This window comes from Nitrospirales bacterium, from assembly GCA_031315865.1.
Classification (GTDB): domain Bacteria; phylum Nitrospirota; class Nitrospiria; order Nitrospirales; family UBA8639; genus JAGQKC01.
On sequence record JALDRJ010000002.1, the window covers coordinates 1567249 to 1589576 of the forward strand.

Below are 22328 nucleotides of genomic sequence, written 5' to 3' on the forward strand. Positions count from 1 at the left end.
GCTTTCGATGAAAAAAAGGACCCCGGCATCACGTCCGCAAGCGAAAAAGGCTACCACAAAGGCGAAAACCGCTAAACCTTCCTCTCAGCCTACAAAGACCGCCGAGGTCGCCAAGCCTCAAGCCAAATCAGTGGCCACATCGGTCTTAAAGGTTGGCCAGAAAGCTCCGGCCTTTTCCTTGCTGAATGACAAGGGAGAAAAGGTCACCTTGACGGTTCTGAAGGGGAAAAAAGTTGTCCTCTATTTCTATCCCAAAGACGACACATCGGGATGCACAAAAGAAGCCTGTGCTTTTCGAGACGGCATTTCAGCCCTGACGCGCGCCGGAGCCGTTGTGTTGGGTGTGAGTCCTGATTCCGTGGAATCGCATGTGAAGTTTTCCAAGAAGTATGATCTAAACTTTCGGCTGTTGAGCGATGTAGAGAAAACGATGCTGACGAAGTACGGGGTCTGGAAAGAGAAGTCCATGTATGGACGAAAATACATGGGGGTCGAACGGACGACGTTTATCATCGATGCTCAGGGAAAGATTGCCGCGATTTTCCCCAAAGTGAAAGTCGACCAGCATTACGAGGAAGTTCTGACTACCCTCCAGGGTTTGTCCTAGTCATGCGGCGTGGGGTGCTTCGACTGATGTTTCGGCCGTGGTTCGAGACGGGGGTCAGGTTGTAGACTGTACTGTATCCGAAGGGGAAAGGCTGTGAAAGGCCGTCCACCGGTTACGTCCTCCGGATTTAGAGGCATACAACGCCTTGTCGGCAGCACGGATCATCTCATGGAAGTGCTGAAAGCCTTTTCCTTTTTCGAGAGTGGCAATTCCTAATGAGACGGTCACGATCAGAGATTGGTCGGGCCCAACGTCATGCGTCGTCCGACGAAATTCATTCAGGATTCGTTCGCAGACCATTGCACCCATTGAGGTATTCACTCCCGGCATGATGATGAAGAACTCTTCTCCTCCGTAACGCCCCACAAAGTCCGTGTTTCGTGTTTGACTTTTCAGGGTTTTCCCCACGGCCATGAGGATCGAGTCACCTGTTTGATGACCATACGTATCGTTGAGTTTTTTGAAGTTGTCCAGGTCCACGAATAAAAAACTCAAGGAAGTCGCGTTCGTTATGGCCGATTGAAATGTTGCCTCAATTACGTCATCTAAGAAAGACCGGTTGTATGCGCCCGTCAACGAATCTAATCGACTTGTTTCCTCCAGGTTTTGATACCGGGATTCCAGCATGATGGTATGGTATTGGAGGTTCTCGACCTGTTGAATCGCCTGCATATTTCGGACTAACAAGGTTTCTTTAGCCGTTTCGAGAAGCAACTCGGCGGTTTGCTCATCATGAATGTGGCAGTCAAACAGTTTTTCGGACTCGGCAATCGCGTCCTCGAGCTTTTCAAGGATTCCAGTAAACGCTTCCGCGGTCATGCCCAACCACTCATTCGCTTGATTCGCAACTTTCATCACCCGTTCTTTCTTGGCTTTCGTCAGATACAGTTCTGCGATCAATCCAGAAAGTGTGACGCACCGCGAGAATTCTAGGCGGTCATCGGTTTGAGCCAAACGGTCTGGCGCGTCGCTTGTGCTGACAGCCATCTGCAATCGTTCAGGGAAGTTCCACCTAGATAGGAGCCAACATCCGACCGAACCATGAGAGGCTCCGATCGATTGTTGTTCGTGTGAGACGACACGTGAATGCCAGGCTTGGTCGAGCGTGGAATCAGCATACAACTGTGGATAGGCTCGATCTAATGCCAGCATGCCGATGTCCTGGATCAAGGTAGCCATGAACAATTCCTCGAGACAGATGAGCGCACAAGATTCGCCGATAGCACGAGAAATCGACGCTGAAATCATCGCACGTTTCCAGAACAGCGGATAATCAAGCCCCGCAGTTTTTTCTGAACGAAATGATTTGACTAACGAGAACGAGAGAGCCAACGCGAGGATACCATTCAATCCGATGGTTAACGTAGCTTGGTCTAATGTCGCAATCTTTCGTTGATTGGCGTACATCGGTGAATTGGCCACACGCAAAATTTTCAAGGAAAGCGCGGGGTCTTTTTGAAGAATCTTGACGACATCCTGAATCTCCGTATCTGGTACGTTCGCCAGTTCAATGAGTTCAGAGGCGACCTGCGGGGGAGAGGGTAGTGTCGAACAACGACTCAGCTTGTTTTCGAGTTCCGGTGTCATGCCAATCATAGGATGTATTGAGCGGCTTGGGGCCCAGGTGTTGTTCGCCGCAGCCGTAGGAAATCGAGAACCCCATAGAGGCTCTCCTTCTTCCTTCGGTTGTTCCCGATAAAAAGTTAAAGAGGTCGGGTTTTCACGCCTGTTGTCAGAGCGCTTTCTGAGTCATGGCGGGAAACACCCAGGAACTGAAAGGTTTCGCTAGTTGAGGAGGATATCGGTCGTCTGCCGGTGTGTTGGTGATTGCATGCGATCAAGGTCGAGTCGAACGAACCCCAATCCCGCGACACAGAGCTCAAAATTCGTGGAGAGGGTTTGGAAGAGGGCCGGGGAGTCTTTATCTTCGGGTTTTTGATGCGAGGCCACAATGCTGTACGAGCGTTTTCCTGCTTTGACATAGTCGACGAGAAAGTCTTTGTGATGAATGAGACCGGAACATTTCATGCGGGCAAGGTATTCGGGATAGAGCCCGGCCATAAACAGTGTGAGATCACCGATATGGCGATGAACATCTCGTTCCTTGTCCACATCAGAATCTTGCGTGTGCAATTCGGCTTCGTAGAGGAGCTCCACGACTGTTTCCACGGATTGTCCTTCCTGATTTTTGATCTGGGTCAGATGGTCAACATGCGCAAACTCAACCAGCAGGTTGGAGACGTACCCCGTCACTTGGAAGTCTGGCCACCCTAATGCTTCAGTAAAGGTTCGTTCGGTGAGCGCTCCGAAGAGCTGACGAAGGGAATGCTGTTCGGGGACGACGGTTTCCATGACGGGCCTCCCTCTTACACGAATGACGGCAAGAAGATCATTGCCATGATCGATTCCATCTGTACCTTCTTCATCGGTAGAAGGTTGAAGACTCTTAAGATTTAATGTACCTCTTTCTCCTCAGAAGTATCCAGGACGAGCGTAACGGGTCCGTCATTTTCTAGAGAGACCACCATCGTCGCACCGAATATACCGGTCTCGACATGAAGGTTCAGGGAACGGAGATGCTGGATGAACGATTCGTACAGCATGCGGGCTTCATCCGGAGAGGCCGCGGATTCAAAACTGGGGCGACGTCCGCGACGGGTATTGGCTAACAGGGTGAATTGGGAAATGACTAACACCGATCCGTTCACGTCCTGTAGCGATTGATTCATCCTTCCCGCTGCGTCGGAGAAAATCCGCAGGCATTGGATTTTCTCCGCAAGAGAATGAGCAAGAAGCATAGTGTCTCCCCGTGCGATGCCCAGAAGGATGACGAGCCCCTGTTCTATGTTCCCAACGAGTTCGCCCTGCACCTCGACTGAAGCCCGTCGGACACGTTGAAGGACGGCTTTCATGTCATGTCGATCCACATGGTTTCTCCCTTATCCTCGACGCAATTTTTTTCTGAGTATGCTCAAGATGTCGTCGAGTTCTTTGGAGTGGAGCAGCCGGTGAACGCCGAAGTACGCCGCCACACTCGCCATGATGCCGAGAGTGAGGACCCCTACTTTTGAGGTAAACATGTCTGGGTGCCGCCACAAGTCGTTCTGAGCCACCCACATGCAGATGAGGGACAGTGGGATGAGTGCCACGATGGTTCGTCCTATCGATTGAGCCAGGCGTGGCCAATGGAGCCCTCCGATACGGCGGTTGAGGATGATTATGAGAATCGTGGCATTGACCATTGAAGCGCAGGCGGTGGCTAATGCGAGGCCGACATATTCAAGCGTCTGCATGAGAATCAGGGCTAGCGCCATGTTAGCGCACATGCCTGCCACGGCCGCCATTGCCGGAGTTTTGGTGTCTTGAAGAGAATAAAAGGCCGTAGCCAGGATTCGATAGCTGGCAAATGACCAAAGACCGATGGAAAACGCCATGAGAGCGTTCGCGGTTCCGGTCGTGTCCTCGGAGGTAAAGGCCCCATGTTCGAAAAAAATGTGGATGATCGGCTCCCCTAGGAGTATCAAGCCAAGCATGGCTGGTAAGATGATGAATAGAATCATACGAATCCCAAAATTGACGGTGTCCCGCAGATCGTCGATGGCACCGCTTGCCGCTTGTCTGGAAAGCGTCGGGAGGATCGCGGTCGCCAAGGCTACCCCAAAGATCCCGAGGGGAAATTGAATCAATCGCATCCCATAAAACAGGTACGTGGGGCCTCCTTCGAAGTAGGAGGATAAAATCGTACTCACGGTTAAATTGACCTGTGTGACGGAGAGACCGAGCAGTGTGGGCAGGATCAATCGCCCCATTTGTTTGACCCCGGGGTGTCCTGGCTGGAATCGCCAGGATGGAAGAAGCCCGCGTCGTTGAATGGCGGGTAATTGCATGGCGAATTGAGCCAGGCCGCCGGCCACGATGCCGATGCCAACGGCCAGGATCGGTTGCTCGAAGAACGGGGTTACGAACAAGGCGAACGCGATCACGACGATGTTGAAAAAAACGGGAGCCAGTGCGGGCACCGCGAAGGCTTTCAAAGAATTGAGAATTCCCATGGCCAATGCGGCTAGACTCACGAAGAGCAGGTAGGGAAACATCACTTGTGTCAGTAATGTCGCTCGGGCGAGTTGGGCGGCTTCTTCATGGAACCCTGGAGCCAAAAGCCAGACAAGGCTGGGGGCGGCGATGATCCCGATTATGGTGACGACCGTCACGATCGTCAGGAGCGTCGTAAAAGCCGCACTGGCGAGTTCCCAGGTCTCGTGTTTAGACCGAAGGGTGTGATATTCCGTAAAGACTGGGATGAAGGCCGAAGACATCGAGCCTTCTGCGAAGAGTTCTCTCAGGAGATTGGGAATTCGGTACGCGACATAAAACGCATCGGCGGCTGCGCTGGCTCCGAAGAGCTGAGCCAGTACGACATCCCGAATAAAGCCAAGTATCCGACTGCTAAAGGTTGCCGCTCCGATTAATCCAGCAGCACTAGTGATGGAATGGGTGTCGACCTGGCGAGGAGCGTTATCCGGTTGGGTCTGGGGCTCAGACATTCGTCGAAATTCTACCTCAAGTCTTCGCCGGAATCTACGTACGCGAATTGACACCCCATCATCGTTGATTTAGCATCCAGTCCTTTTGTCGAATATTGTCGATAAGCCATGACGACTTCATTAAATAGCCGGCGTTCTCCTTCTCGTGTGTGGTATTTCAGTACGGCCTTCATGACCGGTGCGGTTGTGATGGCCCTTGAAATCCTTGGCAGTCGCTTGTTGGCGCCCGTCTTTGGCAGCTCGCTGTACGTGTGGGGCGCGCTCATTGGTGTCGTCCTGGCGGCGATGAGCAGTGGCTATGCGGCTGGAGGGTGGTTGGCCGATCGTCGATCGCCCATGGTGGTCCTGACTTTCCTTCTTTTGGCATCGGGGGCCTGGACACTTCTTCTGGCCTGGGCAGGGCAGCCCGTTGTGTTTACCGTTTCACAGTGGCTTCAAGATCCTCGATGGGGGCCTTGTCTTGCCGCGGGCGTGCTATTAGCTGTTCCCGCCTTTTGCTTAAGCGGCGTTCTTCCCGCCCTGTTGCGACTGGCTATCGCTGATATGGGACATCTCGGTCGGCACACCGGCAGCATGATTGCTGTCTCGACGATCGGGAGTCTGTTCGGAACCTGGGGCACGTCCTTTTATTTGCTGACGTGGCTTGGCAGCATCACGCTGGTTGCGTACTTAGGGATGCTTCAGCTCATTTTGGGAATCCTTTGGAGCTGGTGGGCATGGGGATGGCAACATGGCCGTATGGCACTTTTGCTTATTCTATCCAGTGCATTGACCTGGAATGGTTTTCACCCCATTTCGGTCGTACCCCCGGCTCTATACCAGGCGGACAGCCCGTACCAACAGGTCAGGGTGCGGGATAATGACCTCTTTCGGTTCCTGATCCTGAATAATACCTTCCATGCTGTGATGTGGAGAGTCGCGCCCACATACTTAGCGCTGCCGTATAGTCAAGTCATGATGGGGCATCTTCCTCTGGTCGATCGGCCTAAGCGGGGATTAATTCTTGGACATGGCGGGGGATCGTTGGCGAAGTGGCTGGCGCAGGCATGGCCGGATTTGGAGTTGGATGTGGTCGAGATGGATCCTTCAGTCGTCATGGCGGCTGAGAAGTTTTTTGAGTATCAACCGCCGGCCAATCATCATGTGTTCGTGCAAGATGCCAGGACTTTCTTAAACTCGACACCCGTGCAATACGACATTATTTGGGTAGATGTCTTTGCTCGGCATCTGATTCCCTTCCATGTCGTCACTCAGGAATTCTTCTCGGAGCTTCGAGCTCATTTGACGGCGGACGGCGTCGTCGCGATCAATCTGGCCTCCTCCGATTCGCCAACGGATGTGCGCCGGGCTGAAGCTGTTCTGATGACTATGAAGACCGCTTTCCCTGAGGTCGAAACCTATAGTGTGGCCGGACCGACGTGGCTGACCACGAGTTCCGGCTCCGTGAATCTGATCTTTTTTGCTGGCGCTCCTGTGACCCGTATGAGAGACGATTCATTCGAAGATTCCTTGGTTTCCTTCGTAAACCAGAATCGACTGCCCCCAGAAACCCTCACGTTTTTCCAATCGACTCGCCCTGTCCGACTTCAACGAGGCATCACGTTAACCGATGATTATTCACCCATGGATATCCTGCAGGGACAGGGATAATGAGAGGGCCCGATCGATAAAGATCATGGGCATTTGAGCCGACACGACTCAGAGAGTCTGTTCTCTATATAGTATAATCATACTAACGTCTACATGTTTCAGTCTTAACTCTTAATCGTCCGGGAGTTGCAATACGATGTGGCCACGCATTCTGCCGTTTGCCGTGTACATGGGATTTATCGCCGTCAGCTCCTTAATGGCATTGCTGTTGCCGGTGGAGGGGTACGCGCAGGATCTAGAGCTATGGACGTATCCCGTGAAGATCCTGATTGTGGGAGGACTGTTGATTTTTTTCTGGTCGCATTTCGACGAATTGAAAAGTCCCATGGTGATGAGTTGGGGGGAAGGCCTCTCCGTCGTGGGTATCGGATTACTCGTGTATGTTTTGTGGGTACGCATGGATTGGTCGTGGGCCATGCAAGGGGAGATGACGGGATACGATCCGTTCCAACATGGAGCTGGGCTCGGCATGGTTTTAGCCGGGATTCGACTGTTTGGAGCATCGGTGGTGGTTCCGGTCATGGAAGAATTGTTCTGGCGGTCATTTCTGATCCGTTGGGTCATCGATAATCGTTTTCATATCGTGCCACTCGGAACCTTCACCATCGGGTCGTTTGCGGCGACGGTTGTTTTATTTGGGTTGGAACATAACCTTTGGTTGGCGGGCATGATGGCTGGGGCGTTGTACAATGCCTTGCTCTACCACACCAAGCGCCTTTGGCCATGCGTCCTTGCACATGGTCTGACGAACTTTGTGCTAGGTCTGCATGTTTTGGTGACCGAGGAGTGGCAGTGGTGGTAGAAAGAACGTGGAGAAAGACCGTTCAGCCTTTCTCCCGCTCTCGCATTACGATGCAGAGGATGTTGCGATTTCTTCCTGGGTAGGCCAAAACTTGTACCGGATTTGCGGTAATTGCGCTCCGTCAAAATTCGGGATGTCATACAAGCAGCGGTCAATGAGCACGATCTCCTCTTTCGTAAACTCAAAAACTTTTCTGGATTTCCAGAAAGCATCAAGCGTGAAATAATCCCCAACCTTCGGCTTTTCAGCCAGGGCGTCCTGCATTTTCTTGAAACCTTCCGTGTCCGTGCCTGGTATCCGACCATTATTGCGATCGACACACCATTTTAGAATTTCAGCGACGCCATACATGCTGAGATCAATTTTTTTCTTTCCATTATTCCACATAAGGTCCTCCCTCTCAAGGTAAAGGTCATTCTATAGCATATTTTTTAGTCGGTCTCCAAGGGAGTAGGTCTAACGATATTGTAAGGGCCTATGCTTTCAGTCTATGCAGGTAAAATTTTATAGGTCTTGCGGGCAGTTATGGTTTTACAAGACCTAGGAAACTTCGTATACTGGCGTCTGAATCGTGTGTTGAAGATTTTGTTGTTTTTGGCTACTTCGACTTTCTCTTTAGTTTCTCAGCAGGAAGGATTGTTTGGTTTGTGAGATCTCCTCTCAGCAAAAACCGATCAGCCATTGATTATGCGATTTTCACTCCTCGTCCTGACGTGTCTGCTCTGTACTCTTGGGTGTCCTAAACAAGAAAATTATCTTCCTCCAGATTTGGTCTACCTGTATAAGACCTACCCGGTCGGAAAAAACCCGACATCGATTAAGGCTGGGGATTTCAATGGCGATGGATTTGCCGATCTGATTACGAGCAATATCCGCGGGAATTCCTTGTCGATTCTGATGGGGAATGGTGACGGGAGTTTTCAAAGTCACAGAAGAGTTCAGGCGTGTCAGGAGCCAAGAAACCTGGTCGTCGCCGATTTCAATCTTGACAAGTATGAAGACTTGGCCGTGGCTTGTTCGGGGAGCGGACAGGTCCTGATTTTTATCGGGCAAGGCAATGGGAATTTTACACGGGGAGCGCAATATCCCGTGCATCGAACGCCGGTGGACCTCGCGCAAGGAGATTACAACGAAGATATGCTGCCCGATCTGGTCGTGGCCTTACGCAATGACAAGATACAAGTTCTCTTGGGTATGGGAAATGGAAAATTTCGACTCGGTGCTCTGTATGAATATGGCGATACTCCGACCTCGGTAAGTGCAGCCGACTTTAATGGCGATGGGCATTTGGATTTGGCGGTGACGAATGGTGGGCCGATGAGTCATGCCGTATCCATCTGGAAAGGCAATGGCGATGGCACGTTTGAATCGCCGATCGATTATCGCACTGGCAAGCGTCCGTTGGGGGTCTCTTTTGCCGATTTTGATAGTGATCATATTCTTGATTTACTCGTGATCAATGGTGAGATGAACACGATTACCGTGTTCCTGGGAAATGGCGATGGTACATTTCAAGAGGGAAAAGATTCTGGTGGTGATGCCGGTCCCAACTACGGACTAGCCTATGATTTTGATGGCGACAAACATTCCGATGTCGCGGTCGTGAATATTCAATCAGGCAGCATGTCTTTACTGTTCGGAAAGGGTGACGGCACCTTTCGCTATCCGCCAAGACATTATCCCACCCCACACGGGCCGTTCGCGTTGACCTCTTTGGTCGTCGCAGCGGGACGAGACGAGCAGCCGGGCTTAGCCATCGCCAATAATGCAGCAAGTAGCGTATCAATCTTTCTCCATCATGGGCTGAAATCCCGGGGACATCTGACGACGGCGAAACAATCATGAGAGGACGGGACGATACGCCCCCGACAATTGACAGCTCTCAGGCCCTTCGTTACATTGACCGTATTCAATCTAACCTTAAACAACTCCTGTATTACTAACACGAAATCATACGTCGAAAAGGAGCCTGTGCGAACCTTCGTTTGGTGGTTTGGAATGGGTTCTCTCACGACCCTATCAGTGCTATTGGTACAGGGTGGAGTGCGAGACCTTGTCTACGGATCCCCATCTTCTACAACCATGGAAGGAATACTTTCCATGGGATTGACCATTTTAGGAGGAGGGCTCCTAGCAGGGTGTATTGCCGTGATCTTGAATCGCTTGCGATAGGGGAATGTTGAAAAAAGCCGCCTGCGGCGTTCTCGCCCTCCCGCCGCTTGAACCCCACCATGTGGTGAGCGAGAATGATTTCAGCGTAAGGACTAACACAAGAAGCAAGCCAGCGGGTGGCCGATTCGCGAGAGTTCCGTGCTCACGTCGAGAGCGCATCCCTGATAGACTTCCGTACGCAAGGGTACACTCTTTGCGAAGTACGACGATAACTCCTCGGTGAATCCTTGAATCGGCTCGAGCCAGTACGCTCTGCGCGCAAAAATGGCTGCGGCCTTGCCGAACGAACTTTTTTGACCATTCCCCGGCGTTTATAATGTTGGTCTCGTATGGGATGTTTATGGGTTATGGGAGAGAATCTTTCAACAGTTGCGATAGGGGAAAGAATAGAGTCAATGTGGATTTGCTGAGCGGGGTTGACGAACGCTACCTTTCCTGATGTAGGCTGAACATACACGATGTCCACATCGAAACGAAGGCCTTCACACATACGGAATTATGACCTGTCTCAAATGCCAAGGAACGATGTTAGTCGAACGGCACTATGCCACACTCGCTCAGCGTATTCATGCCCGCTGCATCAATTGTGGCTTCTGGTTCGATTTAGCTGACGTTCTTCGCTTCTTCAAAAAAGTCTTGGAAAGCGGGTATCGCGGATCGAAAGTTCGCGAAACGTTATAATACCGGATTTCCTGACGATTCTGTTTTCCCGGAAATATCCCCCTACCTTATTTACTCATGTTGGTACCGCTGGACGGATACGTGGAATACGAGCTGAAATCAAGCGATGAAGAGAGGCTCAAACGCAAGAAACCACCGGCAAGCAACCTGAGTCACGCCGTGAGCAAGAAAGAGCGAATGTGGTGATGGGATGATCGAGTGGGAGGCGCAGGAAGACGTTGCGATCAGCTTCGATCCGCTTAGAATGTATTTGGATTCGCCATAGTCAGAAATTCTTGAAAAACCTGAAGGACATGGCGACATTGTGCGCACCTGCGAGTTAAGGGAGTGTTGAAAGAAATCAGGGGAAATCTGAAGGAGTTGGAATGTCAGGCACGTGAAATCCAGAAGTAGAGGCATTGTCCCTATAAATCTGGGCTCTGGTAATACTTAATTGGGTGGCCAAAAGGCCCAATCAATTTTCCCTTCTATAATTGGTTTCAGGAATAGTTCAATTCGACGATTATGCTGACGTCCTTCTTTAGATTCATTTGAGAAAAGCGGAAAATCCTCCCCACGTCCTTCAACACGGAGTCGAGTATTATCCACTCCGTGACTGTTCAAGAAATCTGCAACAGCATTTGCCTGATGTTGAGAGAGGATTCTATTGTAATTCTCGGTGCCAGTGTTATCCGTGTGCACAATGATGTGAATGACGGTCTTATCGAATTTGCTAATAACCGATAACACTTTAGTTAAGCTTGATTGATAGTTCGCATGGATATTGGCGTTATATATATCGAAAAACTCCTGACTAGGTAGTGTAAGGTGAAGCGTGTGATCGTTAAGGAACTGGACGACAATTGAACGACTTTGAAGCCCCTCGGAGAGTTCTCGTTGCATTTCCTGTCGTTGTTGATTCATGTAATCCTTGACTCTATCACTTGCCAATGCAGTTGATGGGTCAATTTGAACTGGGGCATCATATCGACGATTATCTCTATCTCTGACCCGACTCGGACCAGATCCCTCAGAGGAACCAATGGTTGTGCCATTGTTGTGATGCTTGTAATCTTTGTCTATTCCGGCACAGCGAGCTAAGGCTATCACGATCAGAGGGATTATGCTTATAAGCCTTAGTGAATTGTTAAAGAATCTTGTTTTCATAGATGCCCTGGAAAAACCAAAATTTACGAAGTATTGGATTTCCCTGTTATTTGCTGGACGACAAGAGTTTCCATCTTAAGAGGAAATACTCAGGAGAGTAAAGAGGTCTTGTTGAACCCCATTTGTAGGCTGCACTTTGATCTTCCCATGGAATATCGGACACCGAGTTAAGAATTATATACTAATTCGCAACGAGGTGGTGAATGAAGCGATTACGCAGGTTTCACAGTCGAGAATTCAAGCAAGAAGCTGTGGCCTTGGTGGTGGAGCATGGCTACAGTTGTGCGGCCGCGGGGCGGAGTTTAGGCGTGAGTGGCGCATTGATTGGGCGGTGGAAGGATGAACTGGCCACTCACAAAGCGGATGCCTTTCCAGGACAAGGGAAACGCACCGCTGAGCAACAACGGATCTATGAGCTGGAAGTTGAGAACCGGCGCCTTCGGATGGAGCGCGACATCTTAAAAAAAGCCACGGCCTTCTTTGCCACGGAACCCACATGAGGTATCGATTCATCGAGAAACAGAAGAAGGCCTGGCCCGTCACCCTCATGTGCGGGGTTCTGAATGTCTCTCGCCGTGGCTATGATGACTGGGCCACACGTGGCCAGAGTCCGCGGGAGCACTCGACCCATCAACTCGATCGACGGATACGCGAAATCTTTACTGAGCACCGCCAACGGTATGGCGCGCCACGGATTACGAAGACGTTACACCATGAGGGCCTCACGTGTAGCGAGAATCGCGTGGCCCGACGAATGCACGCCCTGGGGCTCAAAGCGCTTCAGGCAAAGAAATTTAAAGCGACAACCGACTCGAAGCACTCCAACCCAGTCGCCCCCGATCTGCTGGAACAGGACTTTCGGGCTGAGGCCCCAAATCAGCAATGGACCAGTGATATCACCTATGTGTGGACGCACGAGGGGTGGCTCTATCTTGCAGTCGTGATGGATTTGTATGCACGAGCGATTGTGGGGTGGTCGATGAACCGCCGAATGACGCAACAACTGGTGTGTGATGCCCTACGCATGGCGTTGTTCCGTCGTGGCTTTCCCAAGGGCACCATTCTCCACTCAGACCGTGGAAGCCAGTATTGCTCAACACGATATCAACAATTGATTACGACCAGTCAGTTGCGTTGTAGCATGGGACGACGGGCGACTTGTTATGATAACGCCGTCACAGAAAGTTTTTTCCATACCCTGAAAGTCGAACTGATTCATCGAGTGCCGTACCCGACGCGACAGACGGCGAAGGTCAGTATTTTTGAGTACATTGAAACGTATGACAATCGCCGGAGAAGGCATTCAGCTATCGGACCTCAGATCCCGGTTGTCTTTGAACAGGCAGCTTAACGCAGTGTCCAATGTTATGGGGGAAGATCACTTGTCTTCTAGCTAAGATGGCATGTGGAATTAGATCAGAAAGCATCGTTAATTATCATTAAGTAGCTGTAAGACTGGAAAAAGATTCTTTATTCGATTTGTTGCCCAGCTTCTCATTTGGGCTGGTTTTCCCCAGATTTAGTGGCCGGGGTTAGTCAGGTTTTGGCTAGATGCTTAAGAGACTCACGAATGATGAGTTCGAGGTTGGCGGATTCCTCCAGTCTTTCGCGGCTCTGTTGGATGGCTTTTTGGACTTCGTTGGGGCGGTACCCGAGGTTAAGTAATGCCGACTCGGCATCGGCTTGCACGCTCTCTTGAAGAAGCGTAGGTCCGGTCGGCTGCGCGTCGCCGGCGATCAGTTTTCCCACTTTGTCTTTGAGTTCCAGTACGATACGGCTAGCGGATTTTTTGCCGATTCCCGGAGTGGATGAGAGTCGAACGACATCGTTGGCTTGTATCGCGGCATGTATTTCGTCGACCGTGAGCGTTGATAAGGCGCTGAGTGCTAATTTGGGTCCTATGCCGCTGATGCCCGTCAGTAAGACAAAAGTGTCTTTTTCGGCCGTGGTGAGAAATCCAAACAATTGAATGGTGTCGTTTCTGATGTGAGTCGAAACATTGAGTGTCAGACGTTCTTCAAGAGTCGGGAGGGCGAAGTAGGTACTCAGTGCGATGTCGATTTCATACCCCACACCTTGAACATCCAGGATGATCGTGGACGTGGTTTTAGCAATCAGACGACCGGTGAGCCGTGCAATCATGATTGGATAAGTATTTCAAAGGATTCGTCGAGCAGAAGACCGAAGCTTTAGCCTACCGCGATAAGTGTGGAAATTCATCGAGAACAGAAATGTCGGACAATATTCGGAATGCGACGGGAAATATGGAATGCGGAATGCCTCAATCGAATCATCCGACGGGTGCCAGTTTTTCCATGATCTCATCGGAGATATCGAAGTTCGCGTGAACCTTTTGGACATCATCATGATCGTCCATGATTTCAACAAGCTTTAAGGCTTGCTCTGCGGCTTTTTCATCGAGTTGAATGTGACTTTGGGGTAAGAACGTCACTTCGGCAAAAGTCGAGGGCACATTGGCTTCTGTTAAAGCAGCTTTCACGGCTTCAAAGTCGGTGGGAGAGGTGATGACTTCAAAGGATGATGAGCCTTGTTTGACATCCTCGGCACCGGCTTCCAGTGCGAGGTTGAACAGCCGATCTTCTTCCACTTTGTCCTGCTCAACGATCAGCAGGCCTTTTTTTTCAAATTGCCAGGCGACGGCGCCAGCTTCGGCCATGTTCCCGTTATTCTTGGTAAACATGCTGCGGATTTCCGCCACTGTACGGTTCCGGTTATCGGTCATAACCTCCAGTAAGATCGCTGTTCCTCCAGGCCCGTACCCCTCAAGCATAAATTCTTCCACTTCCATGCCAGGCAATTCGCCCGTTCCTCGCTGAATCGCACGCTTCACCGTATCGGCCGGCATATTGACTTCTTTGGCTCTGGCGATAGCCTGACGAAGCGCGGGATTCCCATCGGGGTCGCCGCCACTGCGAGCGGCGATCGATATTTCACGAATGACGCGGGTGAAGATCTTCCCACGTTTGGCGTCTTGTCCAGCTTTATGTCTTTTGATCGTCGACCAGTGACTATGCCCGCCCATGTCAGAATGTCCTTATTCGGTACGCTCAGAGAGATTGATGAAGAATGTTCGAGGGTGCCTAATTTCCGAGCAAATGGGATAGAACTAGGGGAAAACTTGTATCACAGGCAGAAAGAAGGAGTCAATGTGAATATTACGTGTTTATGCTTATGCAAAAATGGTGGAAGGAAGCGCGGTGAAAATTTTTTCGCCATTAAAAGCAGCGACGCGCGTGATAGAAAAGGTGCCTCTTCTTTGCCACGCAATACCCATTCATCTATGTAAAAAATCCCTCAGTTGGCGACTTCCTTCAACAGTGCGTCAGCAGCCAATTTCCCGAGGGCATTGGAAGCCAGGGGGCTGTCTCCGGTTAAAAGCTTACGGTCCTGATGAACCGCACCACTCATGTTGTCGTTCATCACTTCAACGCCAAGTTTTTGAAGACTCTCGGCCAACAGCCAGCGCAGGTGTCCTGGGATGTATCCAATTTCGATATTAGCGCCCTCATCGAGCACGTCAGGGAACACGCAAATTTTGTAGCCCCTGAATAGGTAATGCTCTTTGCTTTCACCGACCCCGGCCGCTAACAGGCAAGCCGGGCCATGGCACAATGTGATGATATGCTTATCATGGTCCATCGCCCATTTGAGGGTTGTCTTCATCTCCCGGCTATCCGGAATGCCGCCGGTCAGGGCGCCATGGCCGCCGGGCACAAGCACAGCGATGTATGGGGAATCCTCGCCAAGGTCTTGCTCGATAACAGTGGAAAGCCGTTTGGGCTCTTTGAATTGCGGGAGATATTTTTCATACGTTGACTGAACTGCGTGATCTTCGCGAGGCATCGCCCACATCTCAAACTTAACCGGATTACCAGACACGGTTGCCACATCGATTTCAAAGCCAGCTTTATCAATATGAAGCATCGGCACGAGCGTTTCAACCGGGTGGTTTCCGGTCGAGAACATCTTGCCATTCTTCATAAGCAAATAGCGCTCATCAGTGCCGATCATGAGCACTTTCCATTTCTTGCCCGAATAACGATTAGGATAATCTGCACCATCGTAGTCGGTCTTTGGGGCTGTATATTGCGACAAGGAATAGGGCGACGGGAAAAAAGCGTTGTGTTCCGTCTTATCAGGAGCGGGTTCTCTGCTTAAGTCGGGTTTTTTCGTGCTCATTTTTTCTCCTTGGTGCGCAGTCGCTTTTTATTATTTCATTCCTAAAATAACAGATTCGGGAGAAGCAAACGTCATGTTACCCTTTTTCCACTTTCCTCAATAACGGTTTATGTGTGGACAGCCCGGAGGGTACGCAGGTTTTTGAATCGATGCAACCAGGTCAAGTGCAGTCATGTGTCCGGCCTCTTGATGCGGTACGCATGACCGCGGACCTTGATGAATTTCGCCAAGGTTGGGTCCTACTCATCACGAGTGGGGATAACAGAAGATAAAGATATCCTCTTTTTTGATATACATTGATTGAAACGCCGTCTCCGACTGAATCGCTTGTCTTGTCCCGGCGACGGGGCTTTCCCTGCACTGTTCGTCATTGTCTTTGGGAAACAACGCCAGATCACCAGGCACAGCAATACTCGCGGGATGCGGAGTGAAATATTGCCGTGTCCGTTGATTCGAGTGAAAGGAACTGCTATAGGCGATTGCATCTGGGGTGTTTTCCCCAACCTTTTCTGAAGGGATAGTTGTTAAACTAGGGATAATTGCAATCTTACGGGACTTGCTGCTAGGAAACAGCCATGCGCGTGATTTTTATGGGAACTCCGGAATTTGCTGTGCCGACCTTAGCGGCGCTCCTCGATTCCGAGTACCCAGTTGTGGGAGTGGTGACCCAGCCAGATCGTCCGCGCGGCCGCGGGAAATCCGTGACGGCTTCGCCGGTTAAGGAACTGGCCCTGGCTCATCAGATTCCTCTTCTTCAGCCAGAAAAAATGAAGCAGCCTGAGTTCTTGTCGGCTCTTGAAGCGTGGCATGCCGATCTTATCGTGGTTGCCGCGTTTGGGCGAATCTTGCCCAAAGCTATCCTTGATCTGCCTCCACGCGGGTGTGTGAACGTGCATTCGTCGTTGTTGCCGAAGTATCGGGGAGCGGGACCCATTCAGTGGGCTATAATCAACGGTGAAACGGAGACAGGGATTACGACCATGTTAATGGATGAAGGCATGGATACCGGACCGATTTTGCTACAGGAAAAAGTGTCGATTAGGGAAGAGGACACTGCCAAAGAACTATCCGACCGATTGGCTCATGTCGGCGGACAGCTACTCGTCAGGACCTTACGGCTCTGGGAAGCAAAAGATATCGTTCCTCTGACGCAAGAGCATTCAGGAGCCACAATGGCGCCGATGCTCCGGAAGGAAGATGGAGTGATTTCCTGGGCCCAATCAGCCGAGACCATAGGCAATAGGATTCGAGGTCTCTCTCCATGGCCGGGGGCCTTTACGTTCTGTCGACAAGACCGTTTGATGATCTGGAAGGCGAGGCCCTATGAAGGTCAAACGGACTCTCTATCCAGTGGCGCGAGTCCTGGAACGATTGTCAAACTGGATAAACAGGGAATTTTTGTCCAGACGGGAGACGGAATATTGCACATTACCGAACTACAGATGGCGAATCGCAAGCGAATGACCGTTGGTCAGTTTTTGGCTGGATATTCGCTTGAGTGCGGGATGCAGTTGAGAAGTGAGCCGATGTAACAGCAGGAAGGGATTGGATCATGACGGAACATGAGCAAGCTGCCTTGGATTTTATTCATCTCAAGCTCAAAGAGTTGGAGCAGATTCATGCCAAGGCCTTGAATGCGTTGAATGCGGTGCAGGGACGTGATCAGGTGCACAACTGGAAGAGGGAAGCGATAGAAGCCTTGCGAGGAAAATTGAGCCCGGCACATGAACAGCAATTGACCAAGGATTGGATTGAGACCTCGTATATTGTCGGGGATTTATTCGATGAACTCTCGGATGATGTGGATATGTGCCGGCGTCATCTTAAAAAACTTATCAAAGAAATCGAGACGAATGGATTGCCAGACCCCGCGAGCCCGTCATAGTTCCGGGCGCATCCAATGGTTTGGGTTTCGCCGCACGCTCGATGTTCTTTCCTATCGCTAGAGCTTGATGAGATTTCCCCATCCCCGTAAACGTTTCGGCCAACATTTCCTCATCGATCACAATATCGTCAACAAAATCCTCATTCGCGCAGAGGTCCATCCCCACGAACATGTGTTGGAAATAGGCCCGGGTCGTGGGGCGTTGACGAAAAGACTGTGCCAGGTCGCTTCTCGGGTCTTGGCTATTGAAATCGACGTGGAGTTGTTTGCGTATCTTCAAACTGAGTTACAAGGATTCGAAAATGTAGAGGTGGTTCTGGGGGACGCCTTGGATTTTTCCTACACGAATCTTTCTCACAATATGGTGGTCGTGGCCAATTTGCCATATAACATTTCGACACCCTTGCTCTTCAAATTATTCGAAGCCCGAGCTTTGATAGACCGTATGATTCTGATGGTTCAACTTGAGGTGGCGAGACGAATAGTCGCGAACGCGGGAACACGGGAATATGGCGTGTTGTCGGTGCTATCTCAATACTTCGCTGATGTTGAGCTGGCGTTTAAAGTCCCGAGGACGTGTTTTTCTCCAAGGCCGGACGTGGAATCGGCAATCATCGAATTACGTCCCAAATCTTCGGAACAAATTGGTATCGAACAAGAATGTGAGGCATTCGTACGGGTCGTGAAGGCGGCCTTCAGTCACCGTCGAAAGACCTTATTCAATGCGATGCGGGATGCGGGTTTTCACGCGCATGTGCTTCAATCCGGGTTTGAGATGGCGACCATCGATGGCCGCTGTCGCGCGGAAACCTTGAACGTGAAGGATTTTCAGCGGTTGACGCAGGCCCTTCACCCGTCGTCCTAGATAGAGTCCGATGATGCATCGATTGTCCAGCGCGATGATCTCAAACACTTGTATTTCAAAGGGGATAGTATGCCTCATGACCTATGGTTTGTTTGCTAAAGAGAAACACCTATGTTAGGATTTCTCTTATGAGTATCTTCCCTAGTACGGCCCGGTCCGGAAAGAAAGGCCGGAAGTCGGAAAATTCTCCTTTAACTTCACAAGTTATAGGAATTTGTCTTATAACTTTCGGGGTCCTCTTATTCCTGAGCGTGGTCTCCTTTCATCCGCACGATCCGGTCTTGTTCGATCAGCCGGATATCTTCAGTAGTTCCACTGAGCCAGGGGGGCTGCATAATTGGGTCGGAAAAGTTGGGTCGACGTTAGGATTCGGGTTGCTCAGTGGCATCGGAGCCGCCGCGTATTTCGCTCCGCTTTTGGTGGTGATCTTCGGTACCTATGTCTGGGCTCGGGAGTCCATGGAGCTCAAAATCCAACATGCCGTAGGCGCTCTGCTGGCTATTCTTTCTCTCAGCGCGATCTCCCAATTCCAATTTTTTGCGATTCCCACGATTCATGAACAGGATGTCGGGTCGGGGATGGCTGGCGGATATAGCGGGTATTGGCTGGCCTGGATTCTGGAACAGAATTTTGCTTCCCTGGGCAGTCATATCCTCCTGGCCGCGTCCTTTATCGTCTCGCTCGTGCTGCTCTCTCCTTCTTTGATCCCAGGGACTGCGCGCCGGCTGTTTCAATGGAGCGGCGCAGCGAAAGAAGTTGTGCAGTCTCAGATAGCTCGTCACGTTGAGGCGCGGCAGTACAAGTCGATCAAGCCCAATAAGCCGGTCAAAATCAATCGTTCCATGCCTCTCCGCGGAGGTATTGGAGGGTTGCTCGGCTTCCGTGGTTCCGATAAATCATCTGCGGACGGATCGGAGCAGTCTTCCGAAGTGATTACAATAGAAGCCCATAAAGAAGATGAGCCAGAGTCTCCGGCCGCCGCTTCAAGTGAGTCCCCTCCTGTTTATGGATCGGTCTCCAAAACCTACCGTCCGCCTTCTCCCTCCCGGCTCTTAGTCGACGCCCCTGCGCGGTCTTCGCGTCAGACCGATCAAGTGCTGGAATCCCAATCCCAAGTCCTCACGAAGACACTCGAGGATTTTGGCATTGAAGGAAAGGTGACAGAGGTCCATCCAGGTCCGGTCATTACGATGTATGAATTTGCCCCTGGTCCGGGAATCAAGGTTTCCCGAATCGTCAATTTGGCCGATGATTTGGCGATGGCGTTGAAGGCGCTGAAGGTTCGAGTTGTTGCCCCGTTGCCCGGTAAATCCACCGTGGGGATTGAAGTCCCCAATCCGATCAGGGAGACCGTCTCTTTGAAGGATATGCTGACCAGTTCCGTCTTTCTGCGATCTCAAGCGAAACTCGCGCTGGCGCTAGGCAAAGATATTTACGGGCATCCCGTCGTCTCAGATCTCCGGACCATGCCGCATTTGCTGGTGGCCGGAGCCACGGGGGCCGGGAAGAGTGTGGGCCTCAATTGCATGCTGCTGAATATTTTGTTCACGGCGCACCCTGATGAGGTCAAATTGTTGTTGATCGACCCCAAAGTCTTAGAGCTCCAAGTCTATGATGGCATTCCTCACCTGATTCGTCCGGTGATCACGGATCCCAAGTCTGCCGCCCGAGGCTTAACCTGGGTCGTTCATGAAATGGAACGCCGGTACCGTTTGTTGGCTGAACATGGGGTGAGAAGTATCGATGCCTTTAATCGCAAGGCGTCGGAAGAACAACGGCAGGCTCGGTCCTTCAAGCCTTCCAAGAAAACCGCGAAAGACGCTGAGTCTACTATTGAAGGATCGAACACGGAGGATGCGCCGACTCCCCTGACGCCGCTTCCTTATATCGTAGTGGTCATCGATGAATTTGCAGACCTCATGATGGTGGCCCCAAAAGAGGTCGAAGACCGTATCGCGCGTTTAGCGCAAATGGCCAGAGCCTCCGGCATTCATTTGATCTTGGCGACTCAACGGCCTTCCGTTGACGTCGTGACCGGTCTTATCAAAGCCAATTTCCCGGTTCGAATCGCGTATCAGGTTTCTTCAAAAATCGATTCGCGGACCATTTTGGACACCAATGGAGCCGAAACGCTATTGGGGAAAGGTGATATGCTGTACATGGCTTCCGGTTCCGGACGGGTCACTCGATTGCACGGCCCATTCGTTTCGGATGATGAAGTGCGAGAAGTGGTAGAATGGGTGAAGCAGCAAGCTGCTCCTGTTTATGAAGACGAGGAGTTTTTCTCGACTCAGGAAACATCTCAAGAGGAAGACGCGCGGGATGAAACCTATGAACGTGCCAGGGAGTTGGTCATGGAAACCGGACAGGCGTCGGCTTCATTCATACAACGGCGACTGCGAGTGGGGTACCCAAGAGCGGCGCGCATGATCGAACAGATGGAAAGCGAGGGATTGGTCAGCGCGCCAGGAAGAGATGGACGGCGTGAGGTCCTGACGCGCCAGGCTTTGATGGGAGAAACAGGATGACCCGCATTATTGTTGTCCTGATTCTCAGCCTGCTGGTCGTGGGCCCTTCTCACGGTTTGGCGTCATTAACCGACGAAGTTAACGCGCTCGTGAAAAAGGTCGATGCACATTACCTGGAAACCCAGGACTTGGAAGCGGAATTTTCCCAGGAAACCCAAATCGAGGGTTTTGACAGTCGCCTGTCCTCCTCCGGCAGGGTGATTATCAAAAAGCCGGGATTGCTTCGATGGGATTATCGCCAGCCCAACGAGGAGCAGATCCTGGTTGAGGGGGATCAAGTCATGTGGTACGTGCCTCAGCATCATCAGGTCGTCAAAGGCAATCTCACACAGATGGCGGCCTCAAGAGCTCCCCTGACATTACTGCAAGGAGTGGGAAAGCTTGGCGAGCAATTTACGGTGGCAGCCGATTCAGAGAAAAAACGGGGAGATGGCGGTCTCCCCATTGTGGTGCTGACGCCGAAAGCCGAGGATCGGGCGACTTCGACCGTCACGCGAATCGAGCTGACGATCCATCCGAAGTCCTACCTGATTCGTCAGATCATGTTGTATGAAAAATCGGGGAATGTCTCGACTCTGCGGTTTTCAGAATTTCGCGTCAATCAGGGGATTGACGCAGAGGCTTTGCGATTAAACATGCCCGATGATGTGGTTGTTGTTGACGCGCCCATCATGTAACAGACTCAAGTTTTGAACGCCGGCCCTGTGCGGGGGGAGATCATGGATGATGGCTGAACGAGTCTTGATAGTTGATGACGATCGAGGTGTCCGGGAAGCGTTGGCGGAGTACCTCCAAACACTCGAGTATTCCGTGGTGACGGCCGATGATGGGCAAGATGCGCTGAACAAGTACCGGGAGGGTGAAGTTGATATTATTCTCGCGGATTTGATCATGCCCAATATGGACGGGATGGAACTGTTAAAGCGGATTCGGGAAGTGAATGACGACCTGATATTTTTGATGATTACAGGACACCCGTCAATTAGTACCGCAGTCGGATCAATCAGTCTTGGTGCTGATGACTATGTCACCAAGCCCTTTCATTTGGAAGAAGTGAAAGCCCGGGTGACCAAGGCGGTGGAAAAGCGGAAATTGAAAAGTCGATTGAAAACCTCACAAGGGCTTGTGTGGGGCCTGATGCTCTCCATTCCATTATGGCTTCTCCTCGGCATTATCCTGGTTATTCTCCTGAAAGGATAATGACTCGCCGGTTTTGTATGATTAGACAGCCTTGGCGTTGGTTCTTGT

General features: G+C 51.1%; 23 protein-coding genes. 14 read left to right on the forward strand and 9 right to left on the reverse strand.

Annotation, left to right across the window (positions count from 1 at the left end):
• The first annotated feature begins 7 nt into the window (after positions 1–7).
• A complete protein-coding gene (gene bcp / locus MRJ96_07265; protein MDR4501230.1) occupies positions 8–607 on the forward strand; it encodes a thioredoxin-dependent thiol peroxidase in 600 nt (199 codons plus the stop codon).
• A gap of 54 nt (positions 608–661) precedes the next feature.
• On the opposite strand, the gene MRJ96_07270 is transcribed toward bcp, so the two are convergent.
• From MRJ96_07270 to murJ, 4 genes are all read right to left on the reverse strand, one after another.
• Positions 662–2194, reverse strand: coding sequence for a GGDEF domain-containing protein (locus tag MRJ96_07270; protein ID MDR4501231.1), 1533 nt, complete (start codon positions 2192–2194; stop codon positions 662–664).
• Positions 2195–2392: 198 nt separating this feature from the next.
• Positions 2393–2959 (reverse strand): hypothetical protein, encoded by a 567-nt coding sequence (locus tag MRJ96_07275; GenBank protein ID MDR4501232.1) that lies wholly within the window; start codon positions 2957–2959, stop codon positions 2393–2395.
• Between the two features lie 101 nt (positions 2960–3060).
• A complete protein-coding gene (gene dtd / locus MRJ96_07280; GenBank protein MDR4501233.1) occupies positions 3061–3519 on the reverse strand; it encodes a D-aminoacyl-tRNA deacylase in 459 nt (152 codons plus the stop codon).
• Between the two features lie 27 nt (positions 3520–3546).
• Positions 3547–5151 (reverse strand): murein biosynthesis integral membrane protein MurJ, encoded by a 1605-nt coding sequence (murJ, locus tag MRJ96_07285; protein ID MDR4501234.1) that lies wholly within the window; start codon positions 5149–5151, stop codon positions 3547–3549.
• 108 nt (positions 5152–5259) lie between these two features.
• Here murJ and MRJ96_07290 point away from each other — a divergent pair, with 108 nt between their 5' ends.
• Positions 5260–6801, forward strand: coding sequence for a fused MFS/spermidine synthase (locus tag MRJ96_07290; GenBank protein MDR4501235.1), 1542 nt, complete (start codon positions 5260–5262; stop codon positions 6799–6801).
• Positions 6802–6937: 136 nt separating this feature from the next.
• Positions 6938–7603, forward strand: a complete 666-nt coding sequence (locus MRJ96_07295) for a CAAX prenyl protease-related protein (GenBank protein ID MDR4501236.1) — start codon at positions 6938–6940, stop codon at positions 7601–7603.
• Positions 7604–7648: 45 nt separating this feature from the next.
• Here MRJ96_07295 and MRJ96_07300 read toward each other — a convergent pair whose 3' ends face one another.
• Positions 7649–7990, reverse strand: coding sequence for a hypothetical protein (locus MRJ96_07300; GenBank protein MDR4501237.1), 342 nt, complete (start codon positions 7988–7990; stop codon positions 7649–7651).
• 300 nt (positions 7991–8290) lie between these two features.
• On the opposite strand from MRJ96_07300, the gene MRJ96_07305 reads away from it, so the two are divergent.
• The 3 genes from MRJ96_07305 (at position 8291) to MRJ96_07315 (ending at position 10456) form a co-directional block, all read left to right on the forward strand.
• Positions 8291–9448 carry a VCBS repeat-containing protein gene (locus tag MRJ96_07305; protein ID MDR4501238.1) on the forward strand — a complete coding sequence of 386 codons (1158 nt, stop codon included), beginning with the start codon at positions 8291–8293 and terminating at the stop codon, positions 9446–9448.
• Positions 9449–9574: 126 nt separating this feature from the next.
• On the forward strand, positions 9575–9775 hold the full coding sequence (locus MRJ96_07310) for a hypothetical protein (GenBank protein ID MDR4501239.1): 201 nt from the start codon (positions 9575–9577) through the stop codon (positions 9773–9775).
• A gap of 498 nt (positions 9776–10273) precedes the next feature.
• A complete protein-coding gene (locus tag MRJ96_07315) occupies positions 10274–10456 on the forward strand; it encodes a hypothetical protein (protein ID MDR4501240.1) in 183 nt (60 codons plus the stop codon).
• A 429-nt stretch (positions 10457–10885) separates the two neighbouring features.
• On the opposite strand, the gene MRJ96_07320 is transcribed toward MRJ96_07315, so the two are convergent.
• Positions 10886–11359 carry an OmpA family protein gene (locus MRJ96_07320; GenBank protein ID MDR4501241.1) on the reverse strand — a complete coding sequence of 158 codons (474 nt, stop codon included), beginning with the start codon at positions 11357–11359 and terminating at the stop codon, positions 10886–10888.
• Positions 11360–11805: 446 nt separating this feature from the next.
• Here MRJ96_07320 and MRJ96_07325 point away from each other — a divergent pair, with 446 nt between their 5' ends.
• Both MRJ96_07325 and MRJ96_07330 read left to right on the forward strand, forming a co-directional pair.
• Positions 11806–12102 carry a transposase gene (locus tag MRJ96_07325; protein MDR4501242.1) on the forward strand — a complete coding sequence of 99 codons (297 nt, stop codon included), beginning with the start codon at positions 11806–11808 and terminating at the stop codon, positions 12100–12102.
• Entirely contained in the window at positions 12099–12953 is an 855-nt protein-coding gene (locus tag MRJ96_07330; protein MDR4501243.1) for an IS3 family transposase, read from the forward strand. Before MRJ96_07325 ends, MRJ96_07330 begins: the two co-directional genes overlap by 4 nt.
• Positions 12954–13138: 185 nt before the next feature.
• Here the strand turns inward: MRJ96_07330 and ruvA are convergent, their stop codons facing one another.
• The 3 genes from ruvA to hchA all read right to left on the reverse strand — a co-directional run bounded on the left by ruvA (position 13139) and on the right by hchA (position 15802).
• The gene (gene ruvA, locus MRJ96_07335) at positions 13139–13744 is read right to left on the reverse strand and encodes a Holliday junction branch migration protein RuvA (protein ID MDR4501244.1); all 606 of its coding nucleotides are present in this window, start codon (positions 13742–13744) and stop codon (positions 13139–13141) included.
• 148 nt (positions 13745–13892) lie between these two features.
• Positions 13893–14645, reverse strand: a complete 753-nt coding sequence (locus MRJ96_07340; GenBank protein ID MDR4501245.1) for a YebC/PmpR family DNA-binding transcriptional regulator — start codon at positions 14643–14645, stop codon at positions 13893–13895.
• Positions 14646–14917: 272 nt separating this feature from the next.
• Complete coding sequence (gene hchA, locus MRJ96_07345) at positions 14918–15802, reverse strand: protein deglycase HchA (protein MDR4501246.1); 885 nt, start codon at positions 15800–15802, stop codon at positions 14918–14920.
• Positions 15803–16377: 575 nt separating this feature from the next.
• Here hchA and fmt point away from each other — a divergent pair.
• The 6 genes from fmt (at position 16378) to MRJ96_07375 (ending at position 22280) form a co-directional block, all read left to right on the forward strand.
• Positions 16378–17334, forward strand: coding sequence for a methionyl-tRNA formyltransferase (gene fmt, locus MRJ96_07350; GenBank protein ID MDR4501247.1), 957 nt, complete (start codon positions 16378–16380; stop codon positions 17332–17334).
• Between the two features lie 20 nt (positions 17335–17354).
• A complete protein-coding gene (locus tag MRJ96_07355) occupies positions 17355–17687 on the forward strand; it encodes a hypothetical protein (protein ID MDR4501248.1) in 333 nt (110 codons plus the stop codon).
• 67 nt (positions 17688–17754) lie between these two features.
• A complete protein-coding gene (gene rsmA, locus MRJ96_07360; protein MDR4501249.1) occupies positions 17755–18552 on the forward strand; it encodes a 16S rRNA (adenine(1518)-N(6)/adenine(1519)-N(6))-dimethyltransferase RsmA in 798 nt (265 codons plus the stop codon).
• A gap of 128 nt (positions 18553–18680) precedes the next feature.
• On the forward strand, positions 18681–21080 hold the full coding sequence (locus MRJ96_07365) for a DNA translocase FtsK 4TM domain-containing protein (GenBank protein ID MDR4501250.1): 2400 nt from the start codon (positions 18681–18683) through the stop codon (positions 21078–21080).
• Positions 21077–21757 carry an outer membrane lipoprotein carrier protein LolA gene (locus tag MRJ96_07370; protein MDR4501251.1) on the forward strand — a complete coding sequence of 227 codons (681 nt, stop codon included), beginning with the start codon at positions 21077–21079 and terminating at the stop codon, positions 21755–21757. The genes MRJ96_07365 and MRJ96_07370 overlap by 4 nt, the downstream gene beginning before the upstream one ends.
• A 46-nt stretch (positions 21758–21803) precedes the next feature.
• A complete protein-coding gene (locus tag MRJ96_07375; GenBank protein MDR4501252.1) occupies positions 21804–22280 on the forward strand; it encodes a response regulator in 477 nt (158 codons plus the stop codon).
• Positions 22281–22328: the final 48 nt, after the last annotated feature.